Source organism: Alcaligenes sp. 13f, assembly GCF_020496585.1.
Classification (GTDB): Bacteria; Pseudomonadota; Gammaproteobacteria; order Burkholderiales; family Burkholderiaceae_B; genus Alcaligenes; species Alcaligenes phenolicus.
Window position 1 is genome coordinate 91,107 of record NZ_JAHKKC010000004.1, and the last position, 18,234, is coordinate 109,340.

Consider the following 18,234-nt stretch of genomic DNA (forward strand, 5'->3'; position numbering starts at 1 on the left):
TCATGGATACGACATTGCCCCTGAACGGGGTTCGGATACTGGAATTTTGCAATGTGGCCGCTGGCCCGTACTGCGGTATGTTGTTGGCCGATATGGGGGCTGACGTCATCAAGATCGAACACCCCAAAGGGGGTGACACCTTGCGTAGCTGGCCGCCCATCAACCAGGGCTATAGCGAGAACTTTGCTTCGCTGAACCGTAACAAGCGCTCGGTAACGCTGGATCTGAAGAACCCCGAAGATGTGGCCAAAGCGCGCCAGCTGGTACTGGATGCAGACGTCTTGTTGGAGAACAACCGGCCCGGCGTCATGCAGCGTTTAGGACTGGACTACGAAAGTCTGAAAGCTATTAATCCCAGACTGCTGTATTGCTCAATTTCCGCCTATGGACAAAGCGGCCCTCGATCGCAGGAAGGCGGTTTTGATCTGACGATTCAGGCCATGAGCGGCGTGATGAGCGTGACGGGCGAAGCAGGTGGAGCCCCCGTCAAATGCGGTGTTCCACTGGCGGACTTTGCAGCCGGTTTGTATGCCGCTTTTGCCATCAGTGCCGCTTTGCCACAGGCCCGCGCCACCGGCCAGGGTGCACATATCGACGTGCCCATGCTGGGAACCACGCTGGCCATCGCTGCGCTGCAAACATCCGAGTATTTCGGCAATGGTCGCGACCCGGACAAGCTGGGTTCCGCCCACCCCCGTAATGCCCCCTACCAGGCGTTCCAGTGCAAAGGCGGTTACTTCGCCATGGCAGCGGGCAACGATGCGCTGTGGCGCTCCGTCTGTCAGGTTGTAGAACGCCCGGACCTGACCGAGGACGAGCGTTTCACCAGCACCACCCTGCGCGCCAAACATCAAGACGCCTTGCGTGAACTGCTGGAAGCTATTTTTGCGCAGCACGACTCCGAACATTGGCTGACGCAATTCCGTGCCCAAGGCGTACCCTGCAGTCCCATCAACCGCTATTCCGACGTGCTGCGAGACCCGCAGGTCGAGCACATGGAATGGGTGCAAAACATTCGCCTGCCGGGCACAGACACCGAAACCCGCACCTTTGTCTCGCCCCTGCGTATCAATGGAGTGGGCTTGCCCGTCCGTCTGGCACCACCCGCGCTGGGCGAACATAACGACAGCATCTTGCACGGAGTCACCCCATGACAGCGCCGTATTGCAGCAGCAGTCCCAGTCTGAATGTGGACTGCGCGGGCAAAGTCTGGACCCTGACACTGAACCGGCCCGACAAACGCAATGCCTTGTCGGCCGATCTGGTCGAAGCCTTGATCGCGGCCGTCCAGGCCGCGGAACGGGCCCAGGCCGATCTGCTGATCTTACGCGGTGAAGGCCGCAACTTCAGTGCCGGTTTTGACTTCAGCGACTACGAGCAACAAAGCGAGGGGGATCTGGTGCTGCGCTTTGTCCGCATTGAAACCCTCTTGCAGATGCTAGCCCACACACCCTGCGCCACCCTGGCCCTGGCGCATGGACAAAACTTTGGTGCAGGCGTGGATCTGATTGCTGTCTGCCGTCAACGCGTCGCCAGTGCCGATGCCCGCTTTCGCATGCCTGGACTGCAGTTTGGCTTAGCTCTGGGAACCGGCAGATTGGCGGCCTTGATTGGCGGCCAGCAGGCTCATCAGCTGCTGGCGGGAAGCCAGGTTTTTGATGCTGCCAAAGCGGAACAACTGGGTTTTATTGAAGGCATACAAGCGCCCGAGGCCTGGCCTGCTGTCATCGAACAAGCTCAACAGACAGCGGGCTTGCTGGACGCGACCAGCCGCGACTATCTGCATCAGTTAACGGGCTGCCCACAACAGGCGGATCGGGATATGGCGGCCCTCGTGCGCTCTGCTTCCGCACCCGGTATCAAGCAAAGAATTGCGGCCTTCAGGCAGGCCGCAAAATCTTGAACGCTGACATTGAACTGCCCCAAAAAAAGCCCCCACGCTGCGCCTTCGGCTTGCTGCCCCCCAGGGGGAGTTTTTGCCTTGGGGCGGCCCGGCGACAAAAAATGGGAGGGGCGTCCAAGCTTTAACAGCAGTTCCAATCCGGGCTGTTTCATCCAGCCCGGAACCTATCTTCTACAACGTTTAGCGACCGCTATAGCCCAAACGGCGCGAGATCTGCGCGGCTGCCGTCATCAAGGTTTTACCGGCCTGAACCAAGCGGGCTTCTTCCAGACGCTCGGCCGGCCCGGAAATACCCAAAGCCGCCACTACCATTCCTCGACTGTCGTAAATAGGCGCAGCCGCACCCACAACCTGTTCACGCCACTCGCCACGGTTGATGGCATAGCCTTGTTCGCGCACCTGTTCCAGCTCTCGGCGCAAATCACCGAACTTGACCAGGCTGCGAGGCGTATAAGGCTTGAGGCGGTTCTTGACCAGATTCAAGGTCTCTTCACTGGCCCAGGCCAGCAAGGCCTTGCCGGTTGCCACACACTGCGCGGGCGAGCGTCCACCCACCGTGGTGTAGGCACGCACCGGCTGCGGGCTGTCGATCTTTTCGATATACAGCACCTCTACCCCGTCCAGCAGCGATAAATGCACCGTTTCCTGGGTTTGCTCGGCCAGCTCTTTCATAAAGGGCAAGGCCTCCACCCGCACATCCAGCCGGTTGGCCAGGCCCGAGCCCAGTTCCCAAAGCTTCATGGTCAGCTCGTAGCGTCCGGTATCGTCGTTCTTGCGTGCAAAGCCCTGGTGGACCAGCGCCTGCAACAGACGATGCACATTGCTTTTATTGAGCATCAGTTGATTGGCCAGCTCGGTCACACCCGAGCCTCGTTCGTGCTTGGCCAGGGCTTCCAGGAGCACCAGGCCCTTAACAAAAGTCTTGTCCAATCGAATATCCCATCAGTCACTAAAAGTGCATGAATTGTCTCATGGAAGCCGAACGAGCCATAGCCAGACAAGTCCGTATAGCAAAGCAACAAGCGGCTTTCGCAACAAGCTCATCAGACATGCAGGCAAAGGCAGTGCCGACGCCTTGCTAGAGGCCAGCGAAGTGCTGCGGCAGGCTCTGGAAAGCCCTGCCGATCTGGTGATTGTGAATCGCTTTGGAATGATGGAAGCGGACGCCAGGGGTTCAACAACGAGATATGGCTTTGATCGACCAAGGCTACCCGATGCTGACTACAGTGGCCTGGCGGTGGAGCTGGCGCCAGACCGCACAGCGCTATGGAACTGGTTCGAGAGCAGTCGTCAGGCGGCCTCACTGTCTTTCATTCTGTGCAAACCCCAAAACCGCCCCAATCAATGGACTTCTTGCTTGACCAAACACTATCGGGCAAAACAGGACTCGCTTTCTCTATAAAAACCTTAGTCTCGCGCAAGCAAATACAAGCGACTACATAGACGCATTTGTGAGTTTTAGGCTACTGTGCATCAGGAGGCCATGACAGTCAGTGATGTGTTTCGTCCATTTTCTGCGCGTAGACTCACAGTTTCAAGGCCCATCAGTTCTGTTTGATTGACTCCCAGGGAGGACGAAAACCATGCTTGGCATGATGATGAATACCCCGCTGTTAGTGTCATCCATACTGCGTCATGCGGCCAACTACCACGCAGACCGCGAAGTTGTCTCTCAAACGGTACAAGGCCACATCCACCGCTACACCTATGCAGATCTGTCCAAGCGCAGCCAGAAACTGGCCAATGCGCTTCAGAAAATGGGCTTGCAGCAAGGCGACCGCGTGGGCACCCTGGCCTGGAACGGCTATCGTCACCTGGAGCTGTATTACGGCGTATCAGGCTCGGGCCTGGTGTGTCACACCATCAACCCGCGTCTGTTTCAGGATCAAATCGGCTACATCATTGAACACGCAGACGACAGCGTGCTGTTTGCCGACCTGAGCTTCATGCCAATTCTGGAAGCCTTGGCCGATCAGTTGTCCAAGCTGAAAGCCGTGGTCATCATGACCGACGAAGAGCACATGCCCAAGTCGGACTTGCTGCCCAATCTGAAGTGCTATGAAACCCTGATTGCCAACGAGTCAGATGAATTCGACTGGCCGGTGTTTGACGAGAACACTGCATCGGGCCTGTGCTACACCTCCGGCACTACAGGCAACCCCAAGGGCGTACTCTACAGCCATCGCTCCACCATCTTGCACGCCTTTGCCTTGAGCCTGCCCGATGCTCTGAGTCTGTCGGCCTCCGACACCATTACCCCGATTGTGCCCATGTTCCACGTCAACGCCTGGGGCCTGCCCTACGCCGCCTTGATGGTGGGGGCCAAGCTGGTCTTGCCCGGCCCTAAACTGGATGGCGCCAGCCTGCACACCTTGTTTGAAAACGAAGGCGTCACCATGACGGCCGGTGTGCCGACGGTCTGGCTGGGCCTGCTGGACTGGATGCAAGCCAATGGGAAAACCTTCAGCAGCCTGCAACGCCTGGTCATTGGGGGCTCGTCTGCGCCACCAGTCATGATTACCCGCTTCCAGAAGCTGGGCGTAAAAGTGCGCCACGCCTGGGGCATGACCGAAACCAGTCCAGTCGGCCTGGCTGCGGCCTTGCTGCCCCAGCACGAAGCCCTGCCCGAGAACGAAAAACTCAAGCTGCTGGCCAAGCAAGGGCGCCCGCTATTTGGCGTCGAGTTCCGGGTGGATGGCGACGACGGCCAACCCATTGCGCGCGACGGCAAAATGTTTGGTGCCATGATGGTGCGCGGACCCTGGATTGCCAGCGCTTACTTCAACAGCAAGGACTCTTCCGCCCACACGGAAGATGGCTGGTTCAATACCGGCGATGTGGTCACCATTGATAAAGACGGCTTTATCCAGATCGTGGACCGGACCAAAGACGTAGTGAAATCCGGTGGCGAATGGATCAGCTCGATCGAGCTGGAGAACATTGCCCAGGCTCACCCAGCCATCAAGGAAGCAGCCGTAGTTGCCAAGCCCGACGAGCGCTGGGGCGAGCGTCCGGTGCTGGTGGTGCAGTTGCAAGAAGATGCCACCTTCACCAAGCAGGACATGATTGATCTGTTTACAGAGCAAGTCTCCAAATGGAGCATTCCTGACGAGCTGATCGTGGTGGATGAACTGCCCCACACGGCAACGGGCAAGCTCTTGAAAACCGCTATTCGCAAGCTGATTCAGGAAGACCTGGACAGGCTGGCTGCGCAAAACAAGGCGATCTAAGCGATGCCCAAACAGACGTTAAACCAGGCGTCTGACAGCAAAATCAAGGAGCCGGTCTAGGCGGCCTTGAAGTGCGATAGCAAACTGCCCCCCGAAAGCTGGATAACTATCCAAATATTCGGGGGGCAGTTTTTTTGCTTTTAGCTTTACCTTCGCCTTTGCCAGGACCAGAGACATAGGCTTTGGTCCTGGCTATGGCTATGGCTATGCAACAGGCCCTTCTCAAGGATGAACGGGTGTAGGAATGTCCCAGATATTCAGGTCCGCATTCTCACGCTCCCAAGCCCTTACAGAGAACTTGGCACGGTTGAACAGCGCCAGATAGTTTTCATAGCGAATCTTGTTGCCAACGTCCAAAGGCAGTTCTCCCAGGAAGTCCCTCATCTTGGACAGATCCGCATGGTACTGAGCCGGTTCCATCAAACCGCCCGGTGTCACTGAAGTGGGAGGGTCTGACTCAAAGCGATTACGCGTAAAAATCACCACATCTGAACCCCACAGAATCCGGTTCTGGTATTCATTGAAGAAATTCAGCCAATCCTGACGGCTGGGCATTCCGGGCTCGGGATTGAGCATATAGTCCTGCACCAGATCCCAGGAAATATCGGTAGACCAACTGGGGCAAGCATCCAGCACTTTCTTGACGCGCGTAAGGTGATCCTGAGTCGGTTTCACAAAGCGCCCCAAGCCAGTATGCGCCCACACCACCCTGGCCTTGGGTGCATGGCCGCACACATGCTTCAAGCCATCGACATAATCCTGGTCGGGGTAGGCATGCTCCAGCTCGCCCTGATAATTGACCTCAACCCGGTACATATCGTTGTGCAAGATCGCGACCAAACCAATCTCTTCAATGGTCTTGAACAAATACTCCAGCGACTCGGAATACAGCGACACCTTGCTGCCATCGCCCGCATCCGGTGGCAAGGGCACCGAGGGAGCCTTGGTTTGCTCTACGGTTTCACCAGCCAGTTTGCTGGACACCAGCTCCTTATGAATGGTGAATTCCCCCACCCCGGAAAACACGCCTGGAAAGCTGAGCACCGCACGCTTGATATGTTGCGAGGCATACACGTCCATCGGGTTGAACGCCGTGATCATGACATCCAACTTTTCCTGATATTGCGGTGGCAGCCGCTCGTACTCGCGTGCAAACATGGCATCGACAAAGGAGTAGTAATACAGGTCTGCCTTGGGGCCAATATAGTAATTGGGCCCGTACATCTGATTGCCTGGGCCCTGAGCCTGATATTGCTCGAACCCGTCCCACCGTTGCTGCAAAGGAATGGGCATGATGGTCGAGCGCACAATCTGCTGCAGGTTGCCACGCATATACCGTTCTGCGTATTCCTTTAAAGGAATCCCCTGCATGGCATAGTTGGATGCATGAAAATGTACGTCAGCATAGAGCTGGCTGGTATCCAGCCGGGGTTCCAGGCTTTGGGCCATGGCAGGGCCCTGCAAGACAGCTAATAAAGCCAGGCAGGAACCCGCTATCGTTTTTGCATTTAGATGATGGCAAGTCATTCGAGTCTCCCTATCTACAAGTAGTGTGCGAAACCTGATACTGCAACTTGTCGATAATACCCAGACACTCATCAACAAATGACAAAAAATAACAGATATTATTTTTAAAATTTTATTTATATTATTTTCTATATTTTTAATATTAATCACCTTATAAAAAATTACTGAATAATTAAAAAACAAAAACTCGAAAATCATTTCAATTATTCAACCAATAAAAAACTCATTAAAACTTGAATAATCAGGTCATTCACACCACCTTTTCTCCCCGGCACCTATCCAGCAAGCTCCCCGGGGGACACCGAGTTGGCAAAGAGAAGTGAGGCGCCCAGCCCCAGCAAGGCCACACCAATCACCTTGTCCAGCAATCTTTGCCGAGCCAGCATGGCCGCCCGCAGGCGCTTGTTTGAAAACACCAGGGCCACAATGCTGAACCAGACCCAATGCGCGAAGGACATCCAGAAACCGTAGGCAAAATTCAGCCAGAACGGCGCATCCGGCTGCACCAGCTGGGTGAAGGTGGCCACCACAAACAACATGGTTTTCGGATTCAGGGCATTGGTTAAAAAACCCATGCCAAAAGCCTGCCAGACGCTGGGCACACTGCCCGAGTCGCCATCGGTATCAAGCGCAGCACGGTTACTGAAAGACTGATAGCCCAGGTACATCAGGTACGCCGCCCCCACTACTTTCATCACCCAAAAAAGAGTGGGAGATTGAGTAATCAGAATCGCCACGCCTAGCACCGTGTAGACCACATGCACCTGCACTCCGGCCGCAATGCCCAAAGCTGAAATCAGACCCGTCTTGCGACCAAAGGAATAACCATTGCGGGTGACCATGGCAAAGTCCGGGCCGGGGCTGATCACAGCCAAGATAGTGATAGTGGCAACAGCCAACAGTTCATGCATGTTTAACAAGCCTAAGTTTGATGAAATCGGCCTTATGAGCGACTGCACGAGCAGCCAAAACACAGGACCAGTCCTACACTCTTGGCTAGAGATACTGTCTTGCCCTGCGGGACAGCAATCTGCAAAAAGGCAGTTTTGTTAGGTACAGAGCATATTTTCGGAGAACTTATGATTCCGTCGAATTTCCAAGGCATTTTCATTCTTGATCCGAATAATCAAAATGCGTCAGCCACAGGAAATAAAATCAACCACAAACAATTCATGTCCTGTTCACACCTGCCCTGACAGGATGTCATTATTGATAATCCTGTGCTAATTTAAAAACGATAATTACTGCGTCACTTCTGTGAGTTTTCATCGACCATGCAAATCCCCAATCTCACGGCCTTTCGCTACTTCGATACTGCGGCTCAGGCAGGCAGTTTTGTGCAGGCAGCCCAGCTGCTTCATGTCACTCACGGCGCTGTCAGCCGACAAATTCGTGCATTGGAAGAATCTCTAGGGGTAGAACTGTTTGAAAGGCGCAATCGGGCCGTGTTTCTGACGCCTGCAGGCCGCCAGCTTTTGCACGTTACCGCCCCCATGTTTGAGCGCCTGGAAGATGTGGTTTACCAACTGCAGCAAACCCAGCGCGAACATGCTCTGGCCGTCTCCTGCGAGCCCACTATTGCCATGAAGTGGCTGATTCCGCGTCTGGGAGATTTTCACACTCTGTACCCCAACATCACCGTGCACCTGATAACGGCCGGAGGCCCGGTGAACTTTGCTCAAATGGGAGTGGATCTGGCCATACGCCGCGACGACTTTCATTGGGCAGACTCGGTGTGCGGCCTGAAGTTGTGCGAAGAGATGATAGGGCCGGTCTGCCAAGCTCAATACCCGCACATACAAGACACGACCAAGCAGATATTGATACAGAGCAGCTCCCGCCCTCAGGCCTGGGCCACGTGGGCACGGCTCAGCGGCAACTCCCTGCGATCTGCCGGCAAGCTGGAGCTGGAGCATTTTTATTTATGTATCCAGGCTGCCCTGTCCGGACAAGGCATGGCTATCGTGTCGCGCCTGATGGTGGAGGATGAGTTGCAAAGCGGCCAGCTCATCGCCCCGCAAGGCTTCATCCCCGATGGTTCGGCCTACTACCTGCTCTCCCCGCAGGCTCTGGATCAGAACCCGCGCGCAGAGGTGTTCGCCAGCTGGTTAAGCGAGCAGCTCGATAGCCAAAGGACGAATCCACACCAATGAGCCAGGCTGTTACTGGCCCAAGCCAAAATACTTGGTCTTGAATTCGTCCACCTTGCCTTCGTCCACGGCTCCGAGAACGGCCAAGGTGACTTCTCGGGAGAGCTCACTTTGCAGTGGCAAAGCAAACCCATACTTGTCACGCTCGAATAGCCGCCCCACCACATTCACAGGCAAACCAGGATTGGAATGCACGTAGTATTCCAATACCGGGGCGTCGGCAATCACAGCCACGACATCCCCATTGCCCAAGGCTGTCGTTGCCTGCTCCAAATCAGGATAACTGCGCATGGCCAGCCCCTGTTTGCGGGCATAGTCTTCTTCTACGGTTCCGACCAACACACCAACCGGCCGCCCCTTTAAGTCATCCACGCTATTGATCTGGTTTGAGATAGCCAAGGTCGTCATCACACTGGTGACAGAGGACGTTACAAAGGCCAGAATGCCTACCCCACAGACCAGCCATAACCCCTGCCAGATACGCCCCAACCAGCCAAAAAGGTTCTTTCTGGCCGGAGCACGCCCCGAGGTCACGACAGACATCACGGTATAGAAACTCTCGGCCACGCCATCACGCCAGCGAGCGGGAAAAGACTGATCAAAACGTCGGTCAAACAAGGTCAAAACACCAGTGGCAAACAGAATGACAAAGGCAATCCATGCATACGCGGTGATAAAACCAGCCTGTGCCAAACCCTTGATGACACTTTGAAAACCCGTTCCCTGATCGGAGCTGACCATCAGGCGCATACCACCATCAAACCAGGGCTGTGTGAAATCCACCTTCAGCGCCCGTTGCTGAGTAATGGTCAGATTGGTCATGGCAACATCAAGCGCTCCGGACTCTGTCGCCCCCAGCAAATCCCGAAATGTGCGGTATTCCTTGTATTCGTACGCCCAGTCTTTCTCTGCTGCCAGGTTTTCCCAAAGGTCGATCGCCAAGCCGGTAAAGGCCCCATCATTTTTCATCACGAACGGCGGCGAGACCAATACGCCTACCGTCAATGGCGGCTCTTTGCCATGTCCTGTTTGGGGAAAGGCGACCAGTAAAACCAGGAAAAAAGCCAAGCAAAAAAGTCGTGCTTGAGCAATGCGGCGGCCGAGCTGATGGCGGCTCAGAAGAGATGTTTGCATAGTCAGTCTTGTCGGAGCAGTCAGAAATTCCGTGTACCAGGCGGGCTGAGAATGACACGGACGGACGAACATTCTGGTAGAGGATAGCAAATTGAAACCGGGCCTGTTCCCCGTTCCCCGCAGATCCGCAGATGCAGACTGACGGTTTCACAATGCCTGACAAATGAATATGCTCACGCACATTCGCATGAACAAACGGCCTGCCTTGCGGCCATAAACACATTCATTCAATAATTCAAGAATTATTGTATTATATGTTTATGAAAGAATCTCAAGTTATCCGTTCACTGGCCGCCCTGGCCCACGAAGCCCGCCTGCGGGTGTTTCGTGTTTTGGTCGTCGCAGGCCCATCCGGGCTGACTCCCAGCACCCTCGCGGAACAGCTAGGCATCGCCCCCAATGCCCTCTCCTTCCATTTAAAGGAATTAAGCAATGCGGGGCTCATCCATGCCGAGCGCCAAGGCCGCAACCTGCTCTACAGCGCCACCTTTCCAGCCATGAATAATCTGCTCGCCTACCTGACTGAAAACTGTTGTCAGGGGGAAAGCTGCATCAAGGCACCCAGCTCGTGCCAACTTCCCTGAACGAAGGGGTCAAATCACACCAGTTCGGCTCGGCAGGCCACCTGTTGGCCCTGTCCCCACTCCCCTTGCTACCTACCCTTCTCGACAAGCATTCCCATGATTACATCCGCCCTGATTTTCCTTGCCACTCTGATCCTGGTCATCTGGCAGCCCAAAGGTCTGGGCATAGGCTGGAGCGCCTCTCTGGGAGCTGCCGCCGCCCTGCTTTCAGGCGTGGTGCAGTGGAGTGATCTGGCCGTGGTCTGGGGCATAGTCTGGAATGCAACGGCTACTTTTATAGCAATCATTATCATCAGCCTGATACTGGATGAAGCCGGTTTCTTTGAGTGGGCCGCCCTGCATGTTGCACGCTGGGGCGCAGGCAGTGGGCGCAAGCTCTTTGCTTTTATCGTGATTCTTGGGGCTGCCGTTTCTGCGCTGTTTGCCAACGATGGCGCTGCACTGATTCTGACGCCTATCGTCATGGCCATGTTGCTGGCCTTGGGCTTCTCGCCGGCCGCGACCTTGGCCTTTGTCATGGCGGCGGGCTTTATTGCCGACACCGCCAGCTTGCCACTGGTCGTCTCCAACCTGGTCAACATCGTCTCGGCGGACTATTTCAAACTGGGTTTCACGGACTATGCCGCCATCATGGTGCCCGTCAATATCGTGTCCGTATTAGCCAGCCTGCTCGTCCTGATCTTGTATTTCCGGCGTGACATTCCTGCCCGATATCACCTTGAGCAGTTGAAACCACCCGCACACGCCATTACGGACATGGCGACCTTCAAGGCAGGCTGGATAGTACTGGCCTTGTTGCTGGCAGGATTTTTTGCACTTGAACCCATGGGCATTCCCGTCAGTGCAGTTGCCGCCGTGGGAGCCATGATCCTCCTGGCCGTTGCTGCCCGTGGCACGGTCATCAGTACCAGGAAAGTCCTGCGTGGTGCTCCTTGGCAGATCGTCGTGTTCTCGCTGGGCATGTATCTGGTGGTGTATGGTCTGCGAAATGCGGGCATGACAGACTACCTGGCCCTGCTGCTGGACAAATTCGGCCAGGCTGGAATCTGGGGGGCCGCCCTGGGCACGGGGGTTCTGTCTGCCCTGCTGTCCTCGGTCATGAACAATATGCCCACTGTGCTGGTGACTGCCTTGTCGATTGATGCTTCCAGCGCCCAGGGCGCAATCAAGGAAGCCATGATTTACGCCAATGTCATTGGCAGCGACCTGGGCCCCAAGTTCACCCCTATCGGCAGTCTGGCTACCTTGCTGTGGCTGCATGTACTGGCCCAGAAAGGCACAAGAATCAGTTGGGGCTACTACTTCAAGGTGGGAGCCATCCTGACCACGCCCGTATTGCTGATCACCCTGGCGGCCCTGGCCCTGCGCTTGGGTATCGCTCACTAAGCCCTGAGATCAAGACAGCGCCATGACAGCCATCATCATCTATCACAACCCTGCCTGCGGCACCTCCCGCAATACCTTGGGCCTGATCCGCAATAGCGGACAAGAGCCCACCATCATCGAGTACCTGCACGCACCGCCAGACCGCGCCACGCTGACGAGACTGATAGCAGACAGTGGCCTGAGTGTGCGTGCAGTCCTGCGCCAAAAGGGAACGCCCTATGAGGAGCTGCAACTAGGCGACCCGAAGTGGAGTGACGAGCAGCTGATTGATTTCATGTTGCAGCACCCGATTCTGATCAACCGCCCCATTGTTGTCACACCACTGGGCACACGCTTGTGCCGCCCCTCGGAACAGGTGCTGGAAATACTGCCCCAGCCTCAACAAGGCGCATTCCGGAAAGAAGACGGCCAAGCTGTCATTGATGAAAAAGGACAAAGAATTGAGCCATCCTGACCTGGACAATCTGGACGAGCACGCATTTAAAATCCCGGACATGGCGCGGTTGCTGCCTCCACAACGTGCCACACATCCACCTCGGATTCTGCTTTTATACGGTTCCCTGAGAGAACGCTCCTACAGCCGATTCCTGACGCAAGAAGCAACGCGACTCCTGCAATCAATGGGCGCCGAAACCAGGGTTTTTAATCCCCACGAGCTGCCCTTGCCCGATGGCGCACCAGAAGAGCATCCCAAGGTGCAGGAATTGCGCCAATTATCTGGTCGACAGATACAGTGAACGCAAGGAAACGGCACAGGAACTGTCAGCACGGGTGCAACAGCGAAATATCTAATAGCCCGATCGGTATGGAAAACGCAGAACCTGCGTGCTTTTAAAATACACGACAGCTATACAAGCACTTCCGGGCTTGCAGCTGCTTTGAGGCATGCCTCACACTAGCATCAGATTCCCTTCATCTTTCCCTACCAGGCTTTGCACATGCGTATTCTCTTAATCGAAGACGATCCCTCGCTAGGCAGCTCCTTGCAGTCCTGGCTGCATCTGGACGGTTATGCTGTGGACTGGTTGCAACGTGGCGATCAAGTTGCAACGGCTTTGGCGACTCATACCTATCAATGCATATTGCTGGATCGGGGCCTTCCCGGTCTGGACGGTGATGCGGTCCTGCGCACCCTGCGAGGGGCCGGTGGATCCCATGCACAGGTTCCAGTCATTGTGATCACCGCGCGCGATACCCTGGCTGACCGGGTGCAGGGTCTGGACCTGGGAGCAGACGACTATCTGGTCAAGCCGTTTGACCTGGAAGAGCTGTCCGCACGGGTACGCGCCGCCTTGCGTCGAAGCGCTGCGCAAGCAAGTCCCGAATGGCGACACGGCCCTGTCGCCATAGACCCGACAGCCAAACGCGTCACATTGAACGATAAGCCCGTGCCCGTAACAGCCCGTGAATTCGCTGTTCTACAGGCATTGATGCACCATCCCACCCATATTTTGAGTCGCGCCCAGCTTGAAGAAGCCCTCTATGGCTGGAGCGAAGAAGTAGAGAGCAACGCTATCGAAGTCCACATCTACAATCTGCGCAAGAAACTGGGCAGCGACTTCATCGTCACTGTACGGAATCAAGGCTACGTGTTGGCACCCGCATGAAACGTTTGCTCCAGAAACTGACTCCTGGCCGCGCCAAGCCCAGATCCTCGGCATCACGCGCTGAAGGCTGGTCACTACGGCGTCGCCTGCTGCTGACTGTCATGGGCACCAGTATTGGCCTGTGGCTGGTCAGCCTGTCCATTGTGGTCGGTGTCGCCTGGCACGCCACCGGTGATGTTCTGGATGACGCCCTGGAGGAAGGTGCCCGTCTGGTCTTGATGCTGGACCCGCAGGAGGCATCGGCCGGGGCCACTACTACTGGCACGCGCCTGAACCGTGACGACGCACTCAAGCTGCGTATGTACTACCAGTTGGTCGCGGCAGACGGCCGTGTGCTGCTGCGCGGCGACGATACCCCTGAAACGGCTTTTTTACCGCAGGCACACAGCAAGCAAACCACAACTGTCTGGGTCGACGATGAGCTCTGGCGGGTTTACGTCCGCCCCGGTTCGGGAGGGGTCACCGCCCAGGTCGCCCAGCCTATGGAAGAGCGCCTGGAACTGCTGGAAGATATGGCCGAAAATCTGGCCTGGCCCGCATTGGGGCTGCTGGCGCTGCTGGGCCTATCAAGCTGGCTCTTGATACGACGCCTGATGCGGCCGTTAGAAGACACCGCCAAGCTGATCAACTCCAAATCACCCGATGACCTCACGCCCGTGCAAGGGGGCAATCCGCCACGTGAACTGCAGGCCATGCTGGATGCCCTCAACACCTTGATGGCACGGCTATCCACCGCCCTGGAAAGCGAGCGACGCTTTACTTCCGATGCTGCGCACGAGCTGCGTACCCCGCTGGCCGGGCTGCGCATGCGCGTTCAATTAATTGAGCGCGAGCTGCAACTGCCCGATGCCCATCTGCAACAATTGCGTGCGGACCTGGACCGTTGTACCGCCCTGGTAGAAAGCCTGCTCGCCCTGACGCGACTGGAGCCGCAGGCCGAACCCTTGAAGCGTGAAACCGTAGACCTGAATCAGCTCCTGGACAGTCTGACTCCATCATGGCCATCTGTATCAGTGAATATGGAAAGAGTCTTGGCCGTCACAAGCTTGCAGGCGGCGCCCCTATTATTAAGCAGCGCTTTACGCAACCTGATTGGCAATGCCATTCGTTACGGCGGCACAGGTGTCCGGGTACGAATCGAAACGACGCGCAGACATGATGGCGGTGTCCGTCTGGCAGTTCGCGACAACGGGCCTGGCGTTCCCTTGGAACAGCGATCCAGACTAGGTGAGCGATTCTTTCGCGTACTGGGCACCGGCCAAGCCGGCAACGGTCTGGGTTTATCTATCGTGGCCCGCATCGCTGCCTTGCACAATGCCACGCTATCCTTTGAGGATGGCCTGGACGGCCAGGGCCTGAGCGTCGTGCTGGATTTTCCACCCAATCACGTGTCTTAAGATTGCCTTCAGGTTCGGGGGGTTTAATAAAACCATTCCGCAATCGGCGGAACATTGACCCGATAACCCGATACAGGAAACCCAATCATGCGATTCACTTTACCTACCCTCGCCGCCGTCCTTGCCCTGAGCGCCACCGCTGCTATCGCACAACCGGCCAGCTACACGGGCCCAAGCAATGTCCCTCAGGCCACCAACGCCACAGGCTCTTACTCGGGCCCTAGCAATGTGCCGCTAATGACGGTCAAGCAACTGTTGGAAACCGGCCGCGATGACCAGGTCGCGCGTTTGCAAGGTCGCCTGGTCTCCTTTGAAGGCGACGAACGCTATACGTTTGAAGACGCCACCGGTCGTATCACCGTAGAGATCGACAACGAAGACTTCCCGGCCGGCCAAAGCATCAGTGCTGAACAAAAAGTGGAGCTGACCGGGGAATTCGACAAAGGACTGCGCAAGACTGAATTTGAAGTCGACCGCCTGACCTTGATTCCTTAAACAGCGCCTGTGCTGCGAAGCATCACCACAGCAGAAAGACGCCGACACCACCGGCAATAAAAAAACCCGCCTAGCTTTGAACTGCCCCCCAAAAGTTGGACATTAGTCTGACCTTTGGGGTGTTTTATATGACGAAATATGAAGAAGGACTCAAGCGCGAGGCCGTGCAAGCGTATCTGGCCGGTTCATTGGGATTTAAATCTGTGTCGGCCAAGTCCGGGCCATACTAAGCACCTATCAGCAACTGCTGACTGACCGGCGATTTATTGTTCCTGCGCTTACCGTCAGTCTGGCCATTGGTGCCCTGTACACCTTTTTCGCCATGGCACCTGCCATCCTGATGACAGGGTTCCGCTTCTCCTCATTCGGGCTGGGCCTATTCTTCGCGTCCACCGTTATCGTCGTATTCGGCGCAGGCTTTCTGGCTCCTCGTCTTGTCCATCAGTGGGGACAGGTCAGGACAGCCCGGATCGGTCTGCTTATTGCACTGGTGGGCAGCACTGTACTGCTGGTTGGCAAGGAAAATTTCCTGTTCTTTGCCGTTGCACTGACAGTCTTTCTCCTTGGCATAGGGATGGCCAATCCATTGGGCACCGACGACTATGGCGGCTCTATCGAAAATCGCAGCCGCATCGTGCTGGAAGTTGCTCAAGCCGTCAGCAATGTGTTCGGGGCCGACCGCGTGGGCATACGCCTATCGCCATTCGGCGTCGCCAATGGAAGCGGGGAGGATGAACCACTGCCGCTCTACAGCCATCTCATCACGCACCTGGCACGCCTGAATCTTGCCTATCTGCACCTGATCGAGCCGCATGCCAGCGGCGCAGGACAGGCAGAAGTCGATCATCAGAACGTACCTTTCGCATCGGAGCTGTTCCGCCCCCTCTGGCCCACGGTGCTGATCGCAGCCGGCAACTACACGCCAGTCACGGCGACGGCAGCGATCAACGCAGGACGAGCAGATGCCATCGCCTTCGGACGCCTGTTCATCGCCAACCCGGATCTGCCGGAACGAGTGCGCACCGACGCGACGCTCAACAAATATGTTCGAGCAACGTTCTATGGTGGCGGCGCCGAGGGATACACGGACTATCCCCGTCTATCATCCTCGCCTCAAACGTGTTGATCGACCTCGGTCCGATCGCGACTCAAGGTCGAGCAGGCCACGGAGCCCAGCCAGGGTACAACCCTCGCCGGGCAGCGCAACACATAGGGCTTGGTGACCTTCATTTGTCTACACCCTTGATACGCTCTATACAGTAACAATCAAACCACACGAGTAGAAAAATACAGCCAATGCATCCTGATTGTATTGATTCTCTGGATTATCAATCCAAAGACGGACGCTTTATCCGCTGCCTTCCTCTTTCTATGCTGGGACCTCATCAACCCGCGAAGGAGATTCTCATGACAGACCATTCGATCAACGGCAAGATCGTTCTGATTGCCGGTGGCGCCAAGAACCTTGGCGGCCTGATCGCGCGTGACTTGGCCGAGCAAGGCGCCAAGGCCATCGCCATTCACGTCCTCTGACCTGACCCACATCGAGGATGTCGTGCCATTCATCCGCCATATGATCAGCGGCGGCTATACCACCAAGTAAGCTTGCCGAGCGCACCGACAGCCATTCCAGGGACACTTTGTCCGGGTACGGCGGGCGGACGCACCTACTCCACCTACATTCTCTAGAAGGAGCGTATATGCCAGCATTGGATCTGATCGTCCAAACCCGTATCGGCATCAAGCGCAAACCTCGTCGCATCTTGTCTATCGTCTCCAACACGGCCGAACTCAAGGGCTTTCCAGTGGGCTTCTTCGCCGAAGAAATGACTCGCCCCTTCTTGATTTTTTCCAACGCTGGCCATCGCGTGGATTTGGTCTCACCGAACGGTGGCCCGGTCATGTTCGATACGCACAGCGACCCACGCACACCGGGCAGCGCCTACGCCGATGACTTAATCAGCCTGGGTTTCACACACCACCCCACATTCTCGGCAATGCTCGAGGACACACCGTCCATCCGCGACATCGACGTAGACGACTACGACGCCGTATGGGTGGCAGGCGGCGGCGGTCCACTGGTCAGCTTCAAAGAGGACACGACGCTGCACCAGTTGATCGCAACCTTCTACGAGCGCGGAAAAATCGTTGCCCTGATTTGCCACGGTTCAGCCCTGTTGCTTTGGACACGTTTATCTGACGGACGACTGCTGGCGCACGGCAAGAAATGGACCGGCTTCACCGACGAGGAGGAAAATGAAGTGAACGCGGCCTTTGGCATGACGCTTAACGACGACACCATCGAGAGCGAAGCGGCCAAGATCCCGGAAACGAACTTCATGTGTCGCGAGGCCAATACACCGTTCGCTATCCGTGACGGGCGTTTGATCACAGGGCAACAGCAGCACAGTAGCGCTATCACGGCCGAGCTCGTGCTGGAAGCCCTGGACGAATACTAAGTTGAGGGAGTATCAATCATCATGCACATGCTGATGGTCATCATCGGGGGCACAATCCTTCTGGGCGTGTTCCTGCTCTTCGGTAAGCTATGGGGCGGCGAAATGGCCGCATGGGCACTGTCTGCCAAGCTGTTCATACCTGTATGGCTGGCAATCTCCATCACCAATCTGTGGATCGGTGTCAGTCATGCCGGCTACACCGTGCGCGAGGAACTGCCGATCCTGCTGGTCGTATTTCTGGTGCCGGCTGCGCTGGCAGGCCTGGTGATCTGGAAGCAGGCATAAAGCCTGCAAATACGCCCAGAGCCGTTGACGTAGACCCCCTACGAACAAAGTCCGGTAGTGGTAGTCAACGGTCCGCT

Annotated in this window: 18 protein-coding genes and 2 pseudogenes; 16 read left to right on the forward strand and 4 right to left on the reverse strand. The window is 56.2% G+C overall.

Features of this window, described 5'->3' with window-relative positions; all coding sequences use genetic code 11:
* The first annotated feature begins 2 nt into the window (after positions 1-2).
* Both KOE80_RS04360 and KOE80_RS04365 read left to right on the forward strand, forming a co-directional pair.
* On the forward strand, positions 3-1,154 hold the full coding sequence (locus KOE80_RS04360; RefSeq protein ID WP_226348442.1) for a CaiB/BaiF CoA transferase family protein: 1,152 nt from the start codon (positions 3-5) through the stop codon (positions 1,152-1,154).
* Entirely contained in the window at positions 1,151-1,903 is a 753-nt protein-coding gene (locus tag KOE80_RS04365; RefSeq protein WP_226348443.1) for an enoyl-CoA hydratase/isomerase family protein, read from the forward strand. Before KOE80_RS04360 ends, KOE80_RS04365 begins: the two co-directional genes overlap by 4 nt.
* A gap of 180 nt (positions 1,904-2,083) precedes the next feature.
* On the opposite strand, the gene KOE80_RS04370 is transcribed toward KOE80_RS04365, so the two are convergent.
* Positions 2,084-2,833, reverse strand: a complete 750-nt coding sequence (locus KOE80_RS04370; RefSeq protein ID WP_226348444.1) for an IclR family transcriptional regulator — start codon at positions 2,831-2,833, stop codon at positions 2,084-2,086.
* A gap of 25 nt (positions 2,834-2,858) precedes the next feature.
* Between KOE80_RS04370 and KOE80_RS04375 the strand changes: the two genes are divergently transcribed.
* Both KOE80_RS04375 and KOE80_RS04380 read left to right on the forward strand, forming a co-directional pair.
* Positions 2,859-3,305 (forward strand): DUF2478 domain-containing protein, encoded by a 447-nt coding sequence (locus tag KOE80_RS04375; protein WP_226348445.1) that lies wholly within the window; start codon positions 2,859-2,861, stop codon positions 3,303-3,305.
* 181 nt (positions 3,306-3,486) lie between these two features.
* Positions 3,487-5,133 carry a long-chain-fatty-acid--CoA ligase gene (locus KOE80_RS04380; RefSeq protein WP_226348446.1) on the forward strand — a complete coding sequence of 549 codons (1,647 nt, stop codon included), beginning with the start codon at positions 3,487-3,489 and terminating at the stop codon, positions 5,131-5,133.
* A 222-nt stretch (positions 5,134-5,355) separates the two neighbouring features.
* Here KOE80_RS04380 and KOE80_RS04385 read toward each other — a convergent pair whose 3' ends face one another.
* Together KOE80_RS04385 and KOE80_RS04390 are read right to left on the reverse strand one after the other, a co-directional pair.
* Positions 5,356-6,660: a hypothetical protein gene (locus KOE80_RS04385; protein ID WP_226348447.1), complete on the reverse strand. Its 1,305-nt coding sequence runs from the start codon at positions 6,658-6,660 to the stop codon at positions 5,356-5,358.
* 275 nt (positions 6,661-6,935) lie between these two features.
* Entirely contained in the window at positions 6,936-7,571 is a 636-nt protein-coding gene (locus tag KOE80_RS04390; protein ID WP_226348448.1) for a LysE family translocator, read from the reverse strand.
* A gap of 363 nt (positions 7,572-7,934) precedes the next feature.
* Here KOE80_RS04390 and KOE80_RS04395 point away from each other — a divergent pair, with 363 nt between their 5' ends.
* Complete coding sequence (locus KOE80_RS04395; protein ID WP_226348449.1) at positions 7,935-8,813, forward strand: LysR substrate-binding domain-containing protein; 879 nt, start codon at positions 7,935-7,937, stop codon at positions 8,811-8,813.
* Positions 8,814-8,822: 9 nt separating this feature from the next.
* Here the strand turns inward: KOE80_RS04395 and KOE80_RS04400 are convergent, their stop codons facing one another.
* Entirely contained in the window at positions 8,823-9,944 is a 1,122-nt protein-coding gene (locus KOE80_RS04400) for a transporter substrate-binding domain-containing protein (RefSeq protein ID WP_226348450.1), read from the reverse strand.
* A 260-nt stretch (positions 9,945-10,204) separates the two neighbouring features.
* Here KOE80_RS04400 and KOE80_RS04405 point away from each other — a divergent pair, with 260 nt between their 5' ends.
* The 11 genes and pseudogenes from KOE80_RS04405 to KOE80_RS04455 all read left to right on the forward strand — a co-directional run bounded on the left by KOE80_RS04405 (position 10,205) and on the right by KOE80_RS04455 (position 18,157).
* On the forward strand, positions 10,205-10,528 hold the full coding sequence (locus KOE80_RS04405; protein ID WP_226348451.1) for an ArsR/SmtB family transcription factor: 324 nt from the start codon (positions 10,205-10,207) through the stop codon (positions 10,526-10,528).
* 96 nt (positions 10,529-10,624) lie between these two features.
* A complete protein-coding gene (locus tag KOE80_RS04410; RefSeq protein ID WP_226348452.1) occupies positions 10,625-11,914 on the forward strand; it encodes an arsenic transporter in 1,290 nt (429 codons plus the stop codon).
* A gap of 22 nt (positions 11,915-11,936) precedes the next feature.
* A complete protein-coding gene (gene arsC / locus KOE80_RS04415) occupies positions 11,937-12,368 on the forward strand; it encodes an arsenate reductase (glutaredoxin) (protein WP_125302597.1) in 432 nt (143 codons plus the stop codon).
* Positions 12,337-12,630 (forward strand): annotated as a pseudogene (locus tag KOE80_RS04420) (NADPH-dependent FMN reductase); the annotation flags it as partial. The gene arsC and the pseudogene KOE80_RS04420, both read left to right, overlap by 32 nt.
* A 222-nt stretch (positions 12,631-12,852) precedes the next feature.
* Positions 12,853-13,521 carry a response regulator transcription factor gene (locus tag KOE80_RS04425; RefSeq protein ID WP_063689874.1) on the forward strand — a complete coding sequence of 223 codons (669 nt, stop codon included), beginning with the start codon at positions 12,853-12,855 and terminating at the stop codon, positions 13,519-13,521.
* Entirely contained in the window at positions 13,518-14,918 is a 1,401-nt protein-coding gene (locus KOE80_RS04430) for an ATP-binding protein (protein ID WP_226348453.1), read from the forward strand. The genes KOE80_RS04425 and KOE80_RS04430 overlap by 4 nt, the downstream gene beginning before the upstream one ends.
* A gap of 87 nt (positions 14,919-15,005) precedes the next feature.
* Positions 15,006-15,413: a YgiW/YdeI family stress tolerance OB fold protein gene (locus tag KOE80_RS04435; protein WP_226348454.1), complete on the forward strand. Its 408-nt coding sequence runs from the start codon at positions 15,006-15,008 to the stop codon at positions 15,411-15,413.
* A 322-nt stretch (positions 15,414-15,735) separates the two neighbouring features.
* Entirely contained in the window at positions 15,736-16,539 is an 804-nt protein-coding gene (locus tag KOE80_RS04440; protein WP_226348455.1) for a hypothetical protein, read from the forward strand.
* A 281-nt stretch (positions 16,540-16,820) separates the two neighbouring features.
* Positions 16,821-16,937, forward strand: a pseudogene (locus tag KOE80_RS04445) (short-chain dehydrogenase); the annotation flags it as partial.
* A 176-nt stretch (positions 16,938-17,113) separates the two neighbouring features.
* Positions 17,114-17,872, forward strand: a complete 759-nt coding sequence (locus KOE80_RS04450; RefSeq protein WP_226348456.1) for a type 1 glutamine amidotransferase domain-containing protein — start codon at positions 17,114-17,116, stop codon at positions 17,870-17,872.
* A 21-nt stretch (positions 17,873-17,893) separates the two neighbouring features.
* Positions 17,894-18,157, forward strand: a complete 264-nt coding sequence (locus KOE80_RS04455) for a hypothetical protein (RefSeq protein ID WP_226348457.1) — start codon at positions 17,894-17,896, stop codon at positions 18,155-18,157.
* Positions 18,158-18,234 lie beyond the last annotated feature (77 nt).